Source organism: Homoserinimonas aerilata, assembly GCF_006716125.1.
GTDB classification, from domain to species: Bacteria; Actinomycetota; Actinomycetes; order Actinomycetales; family Microbacteriaceae; genus Homoserinimonas; species Homoserinimonas aerilata.
In genome coordinates, this window is the sequence record NZ_VFOM01000001.1 from 1,822,966 (window position 1) to 1,841,043 (window position 18,078).

Genomic DNA, 18,078 nt, shown 5'->3' on the forward strand with positions numbered 1-18,078 from the left:
CATCCGGAACATGCCCGGTGGTCGGCGCGGCCGCTCTGGCGGCTCTACTCCTCACCGGTGCGTTCGAAAAGTAGTTCTCCACAGATTGCCGGCATTCCTTCGAAAGTTTGTTCGAATCTGTGAGGATGGATGCATGTCCTCCCTCACCGAATCGCTCGCCAGCCTGGCGAAGGCAGCATCCATGCTGCCCGTCGATTCAGCGGCCTACGAAGAACTCGAGGCCGAGCATCTGCTCGAGGTGACGAGCGTGTTCGCCGCCGTTCGCCGCACCATCGAGGCCAGTGCGGCAGCAGCAGCCGGCGAAGTCGCCCGCCGCTCGGCGGTGAGCATCGGCTCCGACGGCCTGGCGCAGCGCTCCGGATTTCGTACGCCCGAGAAACTACTGCAACACGTCACCGGCGTGAGCAGCCGCGAGGCCGGGCGGCTCGTGCGCATCGGCGGCATGATGCGCGACGTTGAGATCGCCAGTGGCATCGTCGAGCCAGCTCCGGATGCTCTGGGCCATTTTCCCCGGCAATGGCTCACCCCAGTCGGCCAGGCGGTCGCAGAAGGCAAGCTGTCGCTCGACGCGGCAGAGAGCATCCGCATCGGGCTGGGCGAGCCGACCGGCGGGCCTGACTCTCATCCAGACGCGGCCGGAGTGACCGCCTCAGCCCTGAGACGGGCGGCCGAGGTGCTGGTGCAGCTGGCCTCGACACTGAACGCCGACCAGATGCTGTCAGAAGCCCGAATGATGCGCGACGAACTGGACGCCGCCGGCATAGCCGAACGTGAAGCCATCAGGCACGCGCAGCGATCATTCAAGAGATACCGGCGACCCGACGGCATGACGTCGTACAGCCTGCTGGCAGACCCCGAGAACGCGGCCTTCCTCGACGACGTCTACGACCAACTCACCTCACCGCGGCGCGGCGCCGTCAGAATGGTCGACGCCGACGATCGGGCGCACGCTCAGACGATCAGCCGCGACCCGCGCAGTCACGAACAGCTCGCGTTCGACGGGCTGCTCGCAGTGCTGCGCATCGGGGCCGACACCGACCAGAGCTCCGCCGGCACCGCAGTACTCGGCACCCGCCGCCCCGCGATGAGAGTACTCGTCACCGAGCGCACCCTGCGCGGGCGTGCCACCCAGAAGCACCGCGAACGTGAAGCACACAACCAGTCAGGTCCACTCGGGAAAGCGAACCAGGACGATAGCGCGGCATCGGCATCGGGACCGGGCCCGGGCCCGGGCCCGGGCCCGGGCGAGGCGTACTTCGGGCGAATCGAAGGTCAGAACTATCCGGTGTCGATCGAGACAGTCGAACGCATCACCTGCGAGACGGGAATCGTTCCGATCGCATTCGATGACGATGGGCAGTGCGTGAATGTCGGCCGCGAGCACCGGCTGTTCACTACTCGACAACGCCTCGGCCTCGCAGCGCGAGACGGCGGATGCCGCTGGCCCGAATGCGAGCGGCCGCCCTCCTGGTCAGAAGCCCACCACATAGACCAATGGAAACGCGACGGCGGCAGAACCGACCTTGCCGACGGAATACTTCTCTGCCGGCACCACCACCTGCTGCTCCACAACAACCGCTGGGAGATCACACGCACCGGAGCAAACTATTGGCTCATCCCACCGACGAGCGAAGACCCGCACCAGACCCCGCAACCGATGCCGCACAAGAGCGCGGCGCTGCGCGACCTGCAAAGCGAAGCCGGGTGACTCGATGCCGGCAGCAAGCGACACCCGACAGCCACGGCGCACGGCTGTATGCGCGGCTGCACCATCGACGACACGGGCAGTTGGGCAAACAGGCTGGCTGCGGGCTGGGCAGCCGGGCGTGCTGGCGGGCGGGCTGGCCGCGTAGGCGTGGCGGCGGTCGGGCAGGCAGACAGGCAGGCAGGCAGGCCTGTGCGGTGCTGTGCGTGCGGTGCGGTGCGGTGCGTGCGGTGCGGTGCGTGCCGTGCTGGCTAGTGCCGCGTGTCTTCCACCAGAGTCAGATCGTGGCGCACCATGCGCGCGACGAGCTCATCGAACGCGACCGACGGCGACCAACCCAGTACCTCGCGCGCCTTCGACGCATCCCCCTGCATAGAAGAAATCTCGGCCGGACGGATAAACCTCGGATCGATCTCGACCAGCTGCCGCCAATCATCGATACCGGCCGCCGCGAAGGCAGCGCCCACGAACTCCTCCACCGTGTGCGTCTCGCCCGTCGCCACCACATAGTCATCGGCGGTCTCGTGCTGCTGCGCCAACTGCAGGGCTCGCACATAGTCGGGCGCCCAACCCCAGTCGCGACGCACATCCAGGCTGCCCATGCTGAGCACATCCTGACGCCCGGCGGCGATGCGCGCCACACCAGCGGTGATCTTGCGCGTCACGAAAGCCTCCGGCCTGCGCGTCGACTCATGGTTGTACAAGATGCACGACGACGCGTGCAGCCCCTGCGCCCGATACACGCCCACCAGATGGTGGGCATACGCCTTTGCCGCGCCGTACGGCGACGTCGGCCGGATAGGCGTGCTCTCATCCTGCGGAGAGCTCGGCGGGTTGCCGAAAATCTCGCTGCTCGACGCCTGCACGAAACGCACCGGCCGGTCATCGCGCTGCTGCACCTCGAGGCAGGCCTGCAGGAGCGTCGCCACCGACAGCCCCGTGATGCGGGCCGTCTGCTCCGGATGCTGCCACGAGAAAGCCACAGAGCTGATGCCGCCTAGATTGAAGACCCGGTCGGGGCCCACATCGAGCACAAGCTGCTTCAGTGACGCAGACTCGGCAAGGTCTCCCTCGTGCAGCACAATTCCGGGGTGGCGGGCACGTAGTTCTTCGACGGCTTCGTCGGAGGAGCGCACCAGCCCGTGAACCTCGACGCCATCAGCGACAAGGTCATCGACGAGGTAGCTGCCATCTTGGCCGGTGATTCCGGTGACAAATGCGATCGACATGGGTCTGCTCTGTGTGGGCTCGCTCAGCGGGTCGCCGACGCCTTCTGCTCATGAACATCCGACTCGACCATCATCTTCACCAGTTCAGGGAAGCTGACCGTGGGCGTCCAACCGAGCACATCGCGCGCCTTGCTCGCATCGCCGATGAGCAGATCAACCTCAGCCGGCCGCATGAACGCCGGATCCTGGCGCACATAACCCGACCAGTCCTCGATGCCGACCGCGGCGAAAGCGTGATCCAGCAGCTCACGGATCGAATGCGTCTCACCCGTGGAGATCACGTAATCATCCGCGGTGGGCTGCTGCAGCATCCGCCACATGGCCTCCACATAGTCGCCGGCGAAACCCCAGTCGCGCTTCGCATCCAGGTTGCCCATGACGATCTCATCCTGCAGACCCAGCGAAATACGGGCGACCGCCTGCGACACCTTGCGCGTGACAAACTCGGGGCCACGGCGAGGCGACTCATGATTGAACAGGATGCCCGACGACGCGTGCATGCCATACGACTCGCGGTAGTTGATGGTCATGTAGTGACCGAAGACCTTCGCCACACCATACGGCGAGCGCGGCCACAACAGGGTCTCCTCACTCTGAGGCACCTGCTGCACCTTGCCGAACATCTCCGAGCTGGACGCCTGATAGAAACGGATGCCGCTCACATCATCGCCGGCATACATGCGGGCCGCCTCAAGCATATTGAGCACACCCTTGCCGGTCACATCGGTGGTGAGGCTCGCGTTCTCCCACGAGTAGGCGACGAAAGAGATGGCGCCGAGATTGTAGATCTCATCCGGCTGGCTCGCCTGCAGCGCGCGCATGAGACTGGAGAGGTCGGTCAGGTCGCCGGTGAGTAGCGTGATGCCCGGCAGGGTGGTCTCGACCAGCTCACGCTTGGGGTTGTTCTGGCCGCGGATGAGACCGAATACCTCATACCCCTTCGAGAGCAGCAGCTCACCGAGGTAGAGGCCGTCCTGGCCGGTGATTCCTGTGATGAGGGCCCGAGGCATCCAAGTTCTCCGTCGTGTCGTGGGGGTGTTGCGCGTTTCAGCTTCGTCAAGACTAGCGGGGGCTGAAGGATGTCAGGCGGGCTGAAGCAGATCGCGCACAACGTCGAGGTTGCCCTGGCTGGAGAGCGCCGCATAGGAGCCCGCCCGCCACTCGTGCACCACCGTGCGCAGCCTCGCCGGCCGCGAGGCGGGCAGCGTTGCGCGCAGCTCATCGAAGCGCGCCCTGTCGTGGGCCAGCTGCCGGTTGTGGTTGCTGGTCGGCAGCGCGTCGATGCGGCCGGCGAGCGCCCCCGCACGGGCGGCGAGCCTGGTGTAGCGGTCACCGCGAGGTTCGAGCATCCGGCCGATGCGGTACCGGAGGGTGGGCTTCTGCGCACCGATCTGGTTGCCGCCGTGCTGCCGGTAGTCGATGATCTCCGCATCATCGAGCCGCACTCCCCCGACGGCGGCCGCGACGATCGCAAGCCACTCGTCGTGGACCCACTCGCTGGGGAACGGCAGCGCGTGCTCGAGCAGCTCACGCCGGAACATGACCGTCGCACCCGTCACCAGGTTGCGCCTCACGAGAGCGTCGAAGGCATGACCCGAGGCGATCTGCTCGCGCTCGCCCGCCGACACCGACAACGCATCGAGCAGCGAGACGCCGAGCGGATGCCCCTCCGCATCAACAAGGCGCGCATTGCCGTGGTGCAGCAACAGCGCCGGGTCCGCGTCGAGTGCGGCGGCCGCCGTGGCAAGCCTGTCGCGGTGCCACACATCATCCTGGTCACTGAGCGCCACGAACTCGCCGGTGCACGCCCGAACGGCGCGCTCGAAATTGGCCGTCACGCCGAGATTGCGCTCCGACGGCAGAACGCGCAGTTCGACGCCGTCGCCATACTGCTCGTGGACGGCGCGCACCAGCTCGAGCGTTGCATCCGTCGACCCGTCATCGGCGACGATCACCTCGCGCGGCATCAACGACTGGTCCAGGATGCTGCGCAGCTGCTGCTCGACGAAGCGCGCGCCATTGAAGGTGCACAGCGCGACGGAGATGGTGACCACGGCACGAGACTACCGGGCGCGGCCCGGCGCACCCGCCCGCCGATACCATTGCTGCATGCCTCTCGTCTTCGTCAACCTGCTGCAATCCACGGGAACCAAAGGGGGCATCGAGGTCTACGCGCGCGAACTGTACTCAACGCTCGCCTCCGTCGACAGCGAATTCGAGTACGTCGCCTACGCGAGCAGCGAGCTGGCCGCGAAAGGCGCCCCCTGGTTTCCGGGCAAAGTCATCGACTCGGGCATCAGCGGCGAGAACCGCCTCAGCTGGGCGTTCGGCGAACTGTTCAGCGTCGCCAAAGCCGCCCGCCGCGCCGGGGCCGACCTCATCCACGGGCCGGCAATGCTCGGGCCGCTGAACCCCAGCGTGCCCGTCGTCATCTCCATGCACGACCTGCTGTACTTCACGCATCCGCACCTCATGCAGACGAAGCTCTTCACCGAGCCGGTCAAATGGATGGAGAGGCGCGCCGCCGCGAAAGCCGCCCGCCTCATCACCATCAGCGAAGTGTCGGCCGCGGCCATCCGCAAACACCTGCGGTTCCCGGCCGACCGGATCGACCTGATTCCGCTCGCCGGCCGCACCAACACCCTCGGCGGGGGCGGCGGCGAACGCGAACGCGACCTCTTCATCTCGATCGGGCAGCGCAGCCCCTACAAGGGCTTCGAGAACGTGGTGCGCGGCTGGGCCGAGATCCCTGCCGATCGGCGGCCGCGACTCGTCATCACCGGCAGCCACGGCGACGACCCGCTCGTGCCGCTCGTGCGCGAACTCGGACTCGAAGACACCGTCGAACTCAAGGAGTGGGTGTCGACAGAAGAACTCACCCGGCTCTTCGACACCGCCACCGCCATCATCGACCCGACGCTCGCCGGCGGATCATCGCTGCCCACCCTCGAGGCGATGAACATCGGCCTGCCGCCCGTGCTCGCCGACACCCCCGTACTCAAGGAGGTGGGGGCGGATGCTGCGGTCTTCTACTCCGCGCAGGACCCGGCCGACCTCGCCCGCGTCGTACAGGAACTCATGGCGGCACCCGAGCAGCTGGCCGAACTGTCGGTGCGCGGCAGGGAGCGGGCGAAACAGTTCTCGTGGGAGCGAGTCGCCCGCGAGACGCTCGACAGCTTCCGCGCGGCGCTCGCACAGTAGCCGCAGCTAGGCTGGATCACCGTGACCGCTGAGAACACCACCCACCCGGGAGCGACAGAACCGCTCGACATCATGATGCCGTTCTGGGGCAGCTTCGAGCACTTCCGGCTCGCCGTGGAGAGCGTGCTTGCGCAAGAAGACCAGAACTGGCGCCTCACCATCGTCGACGACGTCTACCCCGACCTCGCGCCCGGCGAATGGGCGAAAGCCATCAACGACCCGCGCGTCAGCTACATCCGCAACGAGAAGAACCTGCGCCCCAGCCGCAACTACAACAAAAGTGTCGGCCTCGCCCGCAGCGAATTCGTGGTCATCATGGGCTGCGACGACGTGATGCTGCCCGGCTACGTGGGGCGCGTGCGCGAACTGATCAGACAGCATCCGGATGCCGACATCATCCAGCCCGGAGTCAGCGTCATCGACGAAAACGGTGCAGCGTCGAAGCCGCTCGCCGACCGGGTGAAAGGCTGGTACCGCCTCGGCGGCACCGGCGTGCGCACCCTCAGCGGCGAAGCGCTCGCCGTCAGCCTGCTGCGCGGCAACTGGACCTACTTTCCGTCACTCGTGTGGCGCACCAGCCGCCTCAGCGGCGGATTCCGCACCGACCTCGACGTCGTGCAAGACCTCGCCATGCTGTTCGACATCGCCAAAGCCGGCGGCACACTCGTGCTCGACGACCAGGTGGTGTTCAACTACCGGCGACACTCGAACAGCGTCTCGGCCGTGACGGGGCCCGACGGCTCCAAGTTCCGGCAGGAGCGCACCCTCTTCTACGAAGCCGCCGACGCCAGCCGCGCACTCGGCTGGGCGCGCGCCGCGCGCGTCGCGCGCAACCATGTGACCTCACGGCTCAACGCGCTCACCGAACTGCCCGGTGCGATCGTGAAAAACAACAAGACCGGCAAGCGCACCCTCACGCGGCACGTTCTCGGGCTGCCGTACTAGCTGCCGGGGCGCGGTTTCGATTCGGCCCTGGCGGGCCTACTCAACCCGCTCGGGTGCGACTCGGTAGAATCGTCAGCGTGTCTTCCCCCAACCGCCGCGCCCTCATCGTGATGCCCGCATTCAACGAGCAGGCCTCCGTCGGCGACGTCGTGCGCGAAGTGCAGCAGAAACTCCCCGGAGTGACGGTGCTCGTCGTCGACGACGGGTCAGCGGATGCGACAACACAGGTCGCCACAGAAGCCGGCGCCCTCGTCGCCACCCTGCCGTTCAACCTCGGAGTCGGCGGGGCCATGCGCGTCGGCTTCCGCTACGCCCTGGAGAACGGCTTCGACGCGGTCGTGCAGGTCGACTCCGACGGCCAGCACGACCCCGCGGGCGTTCCCGCACTGCTCGCGGGCCTCGACTCGGCAGACCTCGTGCTCGGCGCCCGCTTCGCCGGCGAGGGCGACTACGCGGTGCGCGGGCCGCGGCAGTGGGCGATGAAACTTCTCGCCGCCGTGCTCAGCCGCACCGCCGGCACAAAACTGACCGACACGACATCCGGATTCAAAGCATCCGGGCCCCGCGCGATCGCCCTGTTCGCCGAGCACTACCCGGCCGAGTACCTGGGTGACACGATCGAGGCCCTCGTGATCGCATCCCGCTCCGGCCTCAGCGTCGCCCAGGTTCCGGTCGCCATGAGGCCCCGCGCGGGCGGCGTGCCCTCGCACAACCCGCTCAAGGCGGCCACCTACCTGGGGCGTGCCGCGCTGGCGCTCGTCTTCGCGTTCATCCGCCCCAAGTCCACCTACCGCGTGGGAGGCAGCGTATGACCCTGACCAGCTACATCTTCGGCATCGTCTCGGCCCTGCTCATCCTGGCCGTCGTGGTGGAACTGCTGCGCCGCCGCCACCTGCGCGAGCGGCACGCGATCTGGTGGTTCGTCGCCGGGCTGCTGGCACTCATCGCCGGGGTTTTTCCCGACACGCTGGTGTGGGCGTCGCATCTGGTCGGGGTCGAGGTGCCCATCAACCTCGTGTTCTTCGTGAGCATCGCCATCCTGTTCCTCGTGTGCCTGCAGCACAGCTCCGAACTGACCCAACTCGAAAGCAAGACGCGAACACTCGCGGAGCGTGTTGCGCTGCTCGAGCTGGCGCAGAAGGAACGCGAAACCTCCGAGTAGGGCCGCTCAGCCCGCCGCGGCCTGAGCATCGACGACCTCGGCCCCGGTTCCGGGGCAGGCCTCGTCGAGCTGCTGCTGAAGGCCCGGGACACGGCTGTGCACGATGGTGCCGCCACCCATCAGCTCGATGTTGCGACAGAGCACGGCAAGGTCTTCTGTGCCTTCCAGGCCGTATGCGGCCGAGCGCAGATCGAAGTTCTCGTTCATCGAGTCGGCCCACATGGTCATCAGCCAGAAGTTGACGGCGGGCTCGTAGTGTTCCCCCGAGTCCCACAGGATGTGCGACTGTTCGGGGTCGGCGAGCGCCACCACCTGCTCGGCCACGACATCGCCCTCCCCCAGGTAGTCGCCGTCGATGATGCGCGCCGCGGGTGCCCGCGTGTCGAGGCCGAACGCGACGGCGGGCATGACGATGACGGCACACACCGTGACGACCATTGCTGCCGCGACGCCGAGATTCTGCGCCGTGTGCGACCGCAGCACGCGCACGACGAGCGCCGGGAGCAGCCCCGCGAGGATCACGATGAGAACGACGGATGCCAGCCACGCGAACTTGAGGGGGTAGTACGTCCACGGTGACGGCTCGTTACGGGAGATGAAGAGCAGGATGCCCAGCCCGGCCCCTGACGCTGCGACAAACGCAAGGGTGCCGGCAAGCGCGGAGCTGCGGTGCCCGCGGAGGGCGATGATCGCGAGCACGGCGGCGGCCAGCCCGAAGAAGGGCAGCATGACCTTGCGGAAGCCGTGCGCGCCTCCCTGCGCCGTGAGGAAGTCGCCCAGAGCGAGAACGCTCGGCAGGACCACGGCGATGCCGAAGGCGAGCATCTGTGCGAACGCGAACAGGAGCACCCAGAGCCCGAGGCGGCGAACGGAGAGCAGCCCGCGCCAGCTGAATGCGACGACGACGAGCCCCAGCGCGGCCGGGAGCAGCACGAGCGGGCTCCAGACCGCGAGCAGCAGCGTGGCGGCGAAGGCCTGCACGGCGAGCACCAGAGCGGGGCCCGTGCGATAGCTGAGGAAGCACAGGAACGCGGCGAGCACGACCACCAGGGCGACCATCGTGTTGAAGAAGCCGAACTCGATCGGGTAGCCGGACACGAACCAGGTGAGGGGAAGGCAGGATGCGCCAGCCGCGACGATTCCGATGGTGAGCGGGCGAAGGGTCAGCGACCGCACGATCGATGCGGCGACGGTACCCGCGAGCACACAGATGAGGGCGACGAGCAACGCCCACAGCCCGGCGAATGCAGAGAGGTCGTGCTCGAGCAGTTGCTGCGGGGCGACCCCGTCGCGCCCGGAGGCGATGGAGACGCCCATGAGCACGGACGTCAGCGGAACCGGGTTCTCTTCTGGGCCGAACACTATGCCGCCGCGGTAGACGACCTCGCGGGCGAACAGGATGTTGTTGGCCGAGTCGCCGCCCATCACCCAGCCGATGCGCGAAGCGCCGGGAACCACGTGCGAGGCCACGACCGTGCCCAACCAGATGACGGCACCGAGAAGTGACGGGAGCCAGGCGACGAGTGAGGCGGCAGACGGCAGCCGCACGACGTCGACCCTGCTCACGCAGGCCGCCGCACCGCCGAGCCCGATGATGGCCCACAGGGTGATGACCGCCGCCAGCATGGGCACGCCCGTCGCTGCTGTCGCGGCGAGCACCGCGGCGAGGAGCCACCAGCTGAGCAGGAGCGGTGCCGAGATCGCCAGGGCGACGCCGCGGCGCGCACCGATGGCGAACATCCACGGCACAGGGGCGATCAGGAGGAGGATGCCGATGGGCCCACCGAACACGGCCCAGATCGCGGCTGCGGCGATGGCGAGGGCGAGGGCCGCCACCAGGGCGAGCCGGGCACGATGGCTCCGTTGCGTTACGGTCACGTGTGTTTCGCTCACGGCGCCGCCATCGTGCTCGCGCCGACCCTGCCTCGCACGGCGAGCAGCCAGCCCAGGTGCACGAGCAGGCCCGCCACGGGGCCTGCGAGCAGTGCGACGATGACGCTGTCGATGAAACCGATCGGTAGGGCGAGCGCGGCGATCGTCACGATCGCCGCCACCACCCAGCCGAGCGAGTAGATGAAGTGCTGCCCCTTGGCGAGCACGGCCGGGGCGCTCAGGCACAGCGATCCCACGAGCGCCGACGAGACAACGAGCACGGCGATGAATGAGCCGTCGATCGTGCTGGGGCGCCCCGTCACGAGAGCGAATGCAGCCGGCCCGAGCCACCAGCCGAGCGCGCCGATCACGATCGTGCCGAGGGCGATGGCCGCCTGGATGCGCAGGAAGGTGCGCGCCCACGTCGCCGGGTTGTTGCGGAACTGCAGCAGGAAGTAGCTCTGCAGTGACATGACCGTCACGATGAGCGGCGCCCTCGACAGGGTGATCGTGAAGAGCAGCTCGCCGAGGAGGCTCTGGTCGACGCCGACGGCGGCCACGCCCAGAAGCAGGGGCAGACCGCTGACCAGCATCGCGGTCGCCGTGGAGGCGAGCACCGTGCGGGCCACATTCCAGGTGAGCGCCCGGTAGCCGACATCGATGTCGCTGCGGCCCACGAAGCCACCACGCACGACCGGCCAGAGCAGCGCGATCGTGAGCGGGAACGGCAGCGCCACCATCCACGCGAGCACGACGATGTCGTGGGTGAACAGCAGCGCGACACCCAGCAGGGCCAGCCTGAGAAGTGCGTCGAAGCCGATCAGAAGGGCGAGCGAGCGCCACTGCGTGACCCCGTACAGCGAGCCGCACAGCGTCGCCACGAGCACATAGGAGGCGGCGCCCACGGCCAGCGGCAGAACGAGCGCCCATCCGGCATCCGGAAACACTCGGTCGACCCAGAGCGGGGCGGATGCGATGACGACGACAGCCACGAGGAGGGCGCCGGTCACAGCGAAATTGCGGGCGCGGCTGGCCTTCTCGCGACTGCCCGGCTCGATCGGATGCGTCGCCCGCGTGATCTCCTGCTGAACCCCGGAGAGGGCCCCGATGACGAGGTAGATTGCGCCCCAGAAGATGGCGAAGAGCGCGTAGGCGGCCGGGCCGATCATCAGGTTGACGAGCCAGGTGACCAGGTAGCCGGCCACGCCGGCGACGACGGTGGCGCCCAGAATGAGGGTGGCACCGCTCGATCCGCCATCGTTCGATGGCACGGCGCTCACCGGCACGGCGGCGGGCAGCGCGCCATCCGGCTCACCGCTCAGGTCGGGCTCCACGGGTTCTGCGCCTTAGACCCGCGCCGCGATCCACTCCTGCAGCGCCGCGACGCCGCGGTCGACATCCCATTCGGGCTTCCAGTCGAGGCTGTCGAGGGAGTCGCTGATGTCGACCTCCGCGTGGCGCACATCGCCGTCGCGGTAGGCGCCGTTGATCTTCGGCTCGGGCGCGCCGTGGAACCGCGCGATCGACTGCGCGAGTTCGAGGATGGTGGTGCCCACGCCGGAGCCCACGTCGAAGCGCGGCACGCCGTCGGCGACCGGCGGATGCTCGATGACGGCGACGAGGGAGCTCGCGATGTCGTCGATGAAGACGAAGTCGCGGGTGATGCGGCCGTCCTCATACACGGGGATGCTCTCGCCGCGCATCGCCATCTGCGAGAACAGCGAGACGATGCCCGTGTACGGGTTGATGAGCGACTGGCCCGGCCCGTAGACGTTCTGGAAGCGCAGGATGGTGAGCGCGCTGTCGTGCGAGCCGGTCCAGGCGGAGAGGATGTGCTCCTGGGCGAGCTTGGTCGCGCCGTAGACGCTGGTCGGTGCCGGCCAGGTGCGGGCGGCCGCGCTCGGCAGCGGCTTGGCGCCGGCGAAGTCCCATTCGCCGCGCTCGAACTGCGCGTGCGAGCGCTGGCCGGGCAGGAAGGTGCTGCCGTCGGCGCGTTGCCACTCTCCCTCGCCGTAGACGGCGCGGCTGCTGCTGAGCACGAAGTGAGATGGTGTGTGGCCGGCACGACCGAAAGCGTCAAGCATCGCGGTCGTGCCGACGACATTGACGTCGGCGTGACGCGTCGCCTCGTGCAGGGACTGCGCGGTTCCCGTCTCCGCGGCCAGATGCACGACGACATCCGGCTTCACATCGGCGAGGAGCGCATCCCAGGCAGCCGCATCCGTGACGTCGCCGACGACCAGCTCGGCCGCAGAGTGCAGCTCGGCGGGGCGCTCAGTCGACGGGTGCACCTGCGGGTGGAGGCTGTCGAGCACCACCCAGCGCTGCGCCTTCCCGGCAAGCAGCTGCGAGAGTGCGCAACCGATGAATCCGGCTCCGCCGGTGACAAGGACGGTGCCGAGCTGCGATGACTGCAATTGTTCTCCTCGTGGTGACGCTGACGCTGTGGTGACGCTGACGCTGTGGTGACGCTGACGCTGCCGTGCGCGCCCGGCCGCTCATTCCTGCGGGGCAGCCTTGATTTTCTCAGAATTTCGGCCGAAGCGCTGACGCGCCCAATCGAACCAGTACCGGATGCCCCGGCCCGGGCCGAAATCCTTCAGCTGCATGGCCCGCTTCTCCACGAGATGCCAGCTCAGCCAGGCGCATCCGCCGGTCACGATGATGGTCGCCAGAACCCAGGGCACGTAACCCCAGTGGTGCCAGCCCAGGTAGGCCGTGAACTGCTGCACGAGGAAGCCGTACACGTACACCCCGTATGAGTAGTCGTTCTTGGCGCCGATCCACTGCACCCGCTGCGGAAGGCGCGACGCCCCCCACAGCAGCAGGTAGGCGAATGCCGGGTAGCCGACGATGATCCAGCCGCCGAGCGCGAGACTCGCGACGACGACGATGGCACTCAGGATGCCCAGCCGGTCGTCGAGCGGGATGCTGCGCGAATACAGGCCCATGCAGGATCCGATGAGGAAGATCAGGGTGAGAGTGATGCGGAACGAATCACCGAAGGCCGGGAAGATCGACGCGGCGAAGCCAGGCGCGACGATGGTGGAGAGGGCGACGCCGAAGTAGAACAGCGTGACCAGCGGCACGATCCACTTGGCTCTCTTCAGAATTCCGAGCAGAACGAAGAGCGCGATGATGAGGTAGCAGCTCCACTCGTAGGCGAGCGTCCACAGCGAGCCGTTGAGGGCGCTGGCGCCGCCCCGTTCTCCCCAGGGCGTGGAGATGAAGATGTCGTAGATGCCCCACTGCCTGATGGTCAGGTCGGCATTCAGCAGCACATAGCCGACAGGGCCGCCCGCGCCCAGGTTCGTCAGGTAACCACCGGGGCGGTTGCCGTCCATGAGCCAGACGATGGGCCCGACGATGACGGCGCCGACGATAAGTACGAGCCAGAACGCCGGGAAGATGCGCAGAACCCGACGCCACATGAACTGCAGGATGTCGCTGCCTGCGCCGCTCTTGGCGATGAGGTAGCCGCTGATGGCGAAGAAGCCAACCACCGCGAATCCGCCGATCGACTCCTGGTTGCGCGTCCAGCTGCGCATCGGATCGTCGCCCCAGCCGCCCAGCGGGAACGCGTGAGAGAAGATGACGAGGCCAGCGAGCACCAACCGCAGCACCCCGAGCGAGTTGCGGTGCCCCGCCATGCCGTCGGACAGGCTGCGGAACGGCTTGCGTTCTGCCGGGGCCGGCGGATTCGGCGGCAACCCCTCGGCGGTGGATGCGGAGGTCATGATGAGCGGAAAACTCCTTGGATGCTGGGGATGCGCCCGAGACGGAACCTGGCGGCGACACCACAGCCTCGGCCGACGTCGCCCGACGGACAGGCCTACAGACTAATACAATGGGCGGGATTGCCCTGCCTTCGACGGGCATAAACCCCCTCTTGATCAGGACGGCCCATGCCCACTCCCGGCGACACCCCCACCATCTCGAGGTCGGGGGTGACGGCACCGCAGGAGCACGGCATCCGGCGCCACTGGCGCACATTCTGGACGGCATGGGCAGCGCTCTTCGTTCTCAGCACGCTCTGGGCGCTCGCGACCCCCATCGGCGCGGCGCCCGACGAACCGGCCCACCTGGTGAAGGCGGCATCCGTCGTGCGCGGCGAATTCATCGGCGCCCCCGGCGACTTCGGGCATGTCGTGCACGTTCCCCAGTACATCGCATGGACGCACGCGCAGACCTGCTACGCCTTCAACGACCAGGTGTCGGCCGGATGTTCGACAGCAGCCCCGGGCGACCCGGGCGCGATCGTCCTGTCGACCACCACGGCGGGGCTCTACAACCCCGTGTACTACCTCGTGACCGGCTGGCCGTCGCTGCTCTTCGACAGCGAAGTCGGCGTCTACGCGATGCGCATCATGAGCGCCCTGTTCACGACCGTGTTCCTGGCGCTGTCATTCATGATGGTGGCCACCTGGCGGCGCCCGGCCATCCCGACACTCGCGCTGGCGGTCATCGCGACCCCCATGCTGCTGTTCCTCGCCGGAACCATCAACCCGAACGGCGTCGAGACGACAGGCATTCTGGCGGTGTTCGTGGCGATGCTCAGCATCGTGCGCGAGCCGAGCGCCGCCCTGCTCGCCGGCAGATCGGCGGTGCTTGTCGTCGCCGCCCTCGCCGCTGTGAACTCGCGCGGCCTCTCGCCGGTCTGGCTCGCCGTCGCCATCATCGTTCCCCTCTTTCTACTGCCCTGGCCACGCCTGCGCGAACTTCTCGCCACCCGGGCGGTCATCGCGGCGATCGCCGGGGTCGCCGTCGTGACCGGATTCTCCGTCGCATGGGTCATCGGCACGAGCTCCCTCACCGCAGGGATAGGAGACAGCGATGCGCCCGTGTACCCGGGCACGGGTGCGCCGGCAGCCTACGGTTTCGTCTTCACCCTCACCCGCACCTTCGAGTTCGGCTCCCAGCTGATCGGGTTCTTCGGCTGGATGGACACCCCGGCTCCGCTCATGGCGCAGTTCGTCTGGGCGACCCTCATCGGCGGCTTGCTGCTGGCCGCGGGCGCACTCCTGCGCCGTCGGGAACTGGGGGTGACCGTCGCGCTCCTCGCCGCGTTCCTGCTGCTTCCGGCGATCATCCAGGGCATCTACATCACCGGCGGCGGGTTCATCTGGCAGGGCCGCTACAACTTTCCGCTGTTCGCCTGCCTGCTGATCGCGGCGGCCGCATTCGTGGCCACGAACATCCGCCCCCTCCCCTGGGCCGCACAGGGCGGGTCATCGGCGCGCAGGGCGACGGTCATCGTGATCGCGGCCCTGGCGCTGTCGCAGCTGTACACGTTCACGGCCGTGCTGCGCCGCTACGTCGTCGGCGAAGACAACTCCTGGCTCGACTTCGTGCGGTCACCCGAATGGCAGCCGCCGGGCGGAACCATCGTGATCCTGGTGCTCTTCGCCATCGCTGCCGCCGCATCCGCCCTGCTGCTCGCGCGGCAGTTGCGGCGCGAGCTCAGCGGCGCTTCAGCCTCTTCTTGACCTTGCCGATGACGGCGCTCGGCCCGGCCGTGCGCAGGTAGTAGACGGCGCGCTCGATGTCGCGGGCGAGCCCCGTGCGTCGGCGACGCTTGCGGTCGCGAGCGGCACCGGCAGCTTTGCGTGCGCTGAGGGCGCTGCGGTCGCCCGCGTGGTGGGCGTCGGCGACGAAGTCGACAAGAGGCGCGAGCGCGGCCTGCCAGTAGTAGCGTTCGCGAACTCTGTGGATGTTGGCCTTCGCCTCGGCAATGAAGGCCTCGTCGAAGAGCACCTTTTCGAGGGCTTCTGCGAGTTGCTCGACGTTGCCGGCTTCGACGACGATTCCGAGGTTCTCGGCCGCGACGAGCTCGGCGAAGTGGTCGCCCTCGGTGACGACCATGGGCAGTTCGGCCCACAGGTAGTCGAGGATGCGCGTGCGGAATGAGAACGTCGTCTCGATGTGCGAGAAGTGGGTGCTGACGCCTGCGTCGGCCTCGGTGAGGTAGTTCTGCCGTTCGGCGTAGTCGACCCAGGATGCGTTGAAGAAGACCGAGCGGTCGAGCGCGCCGAGCTCCTCGGCGAGCGCGCGAGATTCGGCGACGATCGCCATCTCGGGCACGCCGGGGTGCGGATGCTTGGTGCCCTGAAAGAAGAGGCGCACATTGTCGCGGCGCTCCGAGACTGCGGCGACGGCCCTGATGAGCGTCTTCGGGTCGAACCAGTTGTAGAGGCCGCCACTCCACAGCAGCAGCTTGTCGTCGGTGCCGATGCCCGGCAGCACCCCCTTGAGAACATCGCGTTCGTGCTCGGGAGGCGTCGAGGAGAGGCCGAACGGCGCGATGCTGATGAGGCCGTCGAGATCGGGGTCACCGTCGTAGTTGGCCGGGTTGATGCGGCCGAGGGCGGCGAGCTGGCCGAGCCAGAACATCTTCTGACGATCGGATGCGCACAGAAAGAAGTCGCCGCGCTCAAGCTGCTCGTTGAGAACATCCGTCGCGTCGCTCACCTGCTGCGCCCACTGCGCTGCGGGCAGCTCGCGACCCTGCTCGAGCTGCTCGAGGTGCATGGGGTCGTAGATGTCGACCACGAGGATCTTGTCGCTCTGCCGCAGGGTCTCGAAGACGGCCATGGCGTGACCCTGGAAGACGATGACATCCGCCCACTGCTCCAGCTTGCCGAAGCTGCTGTCGTCGCCGGGGCGTACATGCACGATCTGGAATGGTGCGTCGATGGGCTCCGCACCCGTGAGGGTGACGAGGGTGACGTCGTTGTCGTGCGAGAGCAACTCGGCCATGTTCCAGGCGCGGATGGCGGGGCCGGCCAGCTTCTTGCCGATGGGGTCACCCGTGACGATGACCACGCGGGTGCGCTGGGTTGGCTCGAGCACATCGAAGGCGGTGACCAGGTTGGTGTAGCCGTCGAGATAGTTCTCGGCCTGGTACACGGGGGCGTCGACCTCGCCGAACAGCCGCCACAGCATGCTGTCGCTGACGGTACGAGTCGTCTGCACCTCGTCGCGCGACCTGCGCAGGCCGGGCAGGTTCTCGGTGAACTGGTCGATCGCGTACATGGCCGAGACGGCCTGCTTGGGGATCTCGATGGCAGTCTGGTCGTCGCCGCCGGGCTTGCGCAGGTCGAAGGCGGTGGAGTCGAGCTCGCTGCGGGTCACGCCGCGGCGGATGGAGAGCGCGATGGCCGCCGGAAGCGCCTCGTGCAGCGCCTTCTCCTCGAGATTCTTGTAGAGCGTGAACAGCGCATTGCGCTCGAGCAGGTACGTCTCCTTGTACGGCCCGAACTCAGCCATGGAGGCGTGGTGCTTGTGGTACGCGAGCGAGGCGGGCTCGTAGGCGTAACGCCAGCCGCGCAGGTTGAGCCGCCAGCCGAGGTCGACGTCTTCGAAGAACATGAAGTAGCGCTCGTCGAAACCACCGAGGGCGTCGTAGACGTGGCGCCGCACGAACATGGCCGACCCGGTGCCGAAGAGAACATCCTGCGCCTTGCTCGGCATGCTCGGCACGGGCTCCGCCGTGAACGGCTTGTAGCCCATGCCGTACCAGGTCATGGCTGAGCCGATGTAGTCGACGAGGGTGCCATCCCAGTCGAGTACGCGGCTGGCGACTGCGCCGATCGCGTCATCCTGGGCGAAACGGTCGACGGCGGCGCGCACCCACTGCTCGTCGGGGCGCGCGTCATTGTTGAGCAGCGCGATGAATTCGCCACTGGATGCGGCCACGCCCCTGTTGCATCCGCCCGCGAAGCCGTCATTCGTCGCGGAGACGACCAGGTTCACGTGCGGTGCGGCCGCCCGGATGCGCTCGGCGCTGTCATCGCCCGAGCCGTTCTCGACGACCACGATCTCGAGCTTCTCCTGCGGCCAGTCGACCCGGCCCAGGTGGCCGATCGCCTCGATCGTGTCATCGGCACCCCGAAAGTTCACGAGGACGACAGAGACGACACCCGGTCGCAGCTTGGGCATGGGGGCCTTTCGGATGAGGGGCTTCG

The 18,078-nt window shown here is 67.6% G+C and carries 14 protein-coding genes; 6 read left to right on the forward strand and 8 right to left on the reverse strand.

Annotated features, from left to right (window positions below; genetic code table 11):
* The first annotated feature begins 133 nt into the window (after nucleotides 1-133).
* Nucleotides 134-1,708, forward strand: coding sequence for a DUF222 domain-containing protein (locus FB562_RS08550; protein ID WP_185740493.1), 1,575 nt, complete (start codon nucleotides 134-136; stop codon nucleotides 1,706-1,708).
* 248 nt (nucleotides 1,709-1,956) lie between these two features.
* Here FB562_RS08550 and FB562_RS08555 read toward each other — a convergent pair whose 3' ends face one another.
* The 3 genes from FB562_RS08555 to FB562_RS08565 form a co-directional block, all read right to left on the reverse strand.
* Nucleotides 1,957-2,934: a GDP-mannose 4,6-dehydratase gene (locus FB562_RS08555; RefSeq protein WP_141880713.1), complete on the reverse strand. Its 978-nt coding sequence runs from the start codon at nucleotides 2,932-2,934 to the stop codon at nucleotides 1,957-1,959.
* Nucleotides 2,935-2,957: 23 nt separating this feature from the next.
* Nucleotides 2,958-3,944 (reverse strand): GDP-mannose 4,6-dehydratase, encoded by a 987-nt coding sequence (locus tag FB562_RS08560; protein WP_141880714.1) that lies wholly within the window; start codon nucleotides 3,942-3,944, stop codon nucleotides 2,958-2,960.
* A 72-nt stretch (nucleotides 3,945-4,016) separates the two neighbouring features.
* Complete coding sequence (locus FB562_RS08565; protein ID WP_141880715.1) at nucleotides 4,017-4,988, reverse strand: glycosyltransferase family 2 protein; 972 nt, start codon at nucleotides 4,986-4,988, stop codon at nucleotides 4,017-4,019.
* A 55-nt stretch (nucleotides 4,989-5,043) separates the two neighbouring features.
* Here FB562_RS08565 and FB562_RS08570 point away from each other — a divergent pair, with 55 nt between their 5' ends.
* From FB562_RS08570 to FB562_RS08585, 4 genes are all read left to right on the forward strand, one after another.
* Nucleotides 5,044-6,135, forward strand: coding sequence for a glycosyltransferase family 4 protein (locus tag FB562_RS08570; protein WP_185740494.1), 1,092 nt, complete (start codon nucleotides 5,044-5,046; stop codon nucleotides 6,133-6,135).
* 21 nt (nucleotides 6,136-6,156) lie between these two features.
* On the forward strand, nucleotides 6,157-7,080 hold the full coding sequence (locus FB562_RS08575; protein WP_246081404.1) for a glycosyltransferase: 924 nt from the start codon (nucleotides 6,157-6,159) through the stop codon (nucleotides 7,078-7,080).
* 110 nt (nucleotides 7,081-7,190) lie between these two features.
* Nucleotides 7,191-7,892: a glycosyltransferase family 2 protein gene (locus tag FB562_RS08580; RefSeq protein ID WP_141881165.1), complete on the forward strand. Its 702-nt coding sequence runs from the start codon at nucleotides 7,191-7,193 to the stop codon at nucleotides 7,890-7,892.
* Nucleotides 7,889-8,242 (forward strand): DUF2304 domain-containing protein, encoded by a 354-nt coding sequence (locus FB562_RS08585; protein WP_141880717.1) that lies wholly within the window; start codon nucleotides 7,889-7,891, stop codon nucleotides 8,240-8,242. Before FB562_RS08580 ends, FB562_RS08585 begins: the two co-directional genes overlap by 4 nt.
* Before the next feature lie 6 nt (nucleotides 8,243-8,248).
* On the opposite strand, the gene FB562_RS08590 is transcribed toward FB562_RS08585, so the two are convergent.
* The 4 genes from FB562_RS08590 to FB562_RS08605 form a co-directional block, all read right to left on the reverse strand.
* Nucleotides 8,249-10,120 carry a hypothetical protein gene (locus FB562_RS08590; protein ID WP_141880718.1) on the reverse strand — a complete coding sequence of 624 codons (1,872 nt, stop codon included), beginning with the start codon at nucleotides 10,118-10,120 and terminating at the stop codon, nucleotides 8,249-8,251.
* A gap of 11 nt (nucleotides 10,121-10,131) precedes the next feature.
* Entirely contained in the window at nucleotides 10,132-11,448 is a 1,317-nt protein-coding gene (locus tag FB562_RS08595; RefSeq protein ID WP_141880719.1) for a hypothetical protein, read from the reverse strand.
* A gap of 12 nt (nucleotides 11,449-11,460) precedes the next feature.
* Complete coding sequence (locus FB562_RS08600; protein ID WP_141880720.1) at nucleotides 11,461-12,531, reverse strand: NAD-dependent epimerase/dehydratase family protein; 1,071 nt, start codon at nucleotides 12,529-12,531, stop codon at nucleotides 11,461-11,463.
* A gap of 81 nt (nucleotides 12,532-12,612) precedes the next feature.
* Nucleotides 12,613-13,851, reverse strand: a complete 1,239-nt coding sequence (locus FB562_RS08605; protein WP_141880721.1) for an acyltransferase family protein — start codon at nucleotides 13,849-13,851, stop codon at nucleotides 12,613-12,615.
* A 168-nt stretch (nucleotides 13,852-14,019) separates the two neighbouring features.
* On the opposite strand from FB562_RS08605, the gene FB562_RS08610 reads away from it, so the two are divergent.
* A complete protein-coding gene (locus tag FB562_RS08610; RefSeq protein ID WP_141880722.1) occupies nucleotides 14,020-15,600 on the forward strand; it encodes a DUF2142 domain-containing protein in 1,581 nt (526 codons plus the stop codon).
* Here FB562_RS08610 and FB562_RS08615 read toward each other — a convergent pair.
* Complete coding sequence (locus tag FB562_RS08615; protein ID WP_141880723.1) at nucleotides 15,575-18,052, reverse strand: glycosyltransferase; 2,478 nt, start codon at nucleotides 18,050-18,052, stop codon at nucleotides 15,575-15,577. The two genes, FB562_RS08610 and FB562_RS08615, sit on opposite strands and share 26 nt — an antisense overlap.
* Nucleotides 18,053-18,078: the final 26 nt, after the last annotated feature.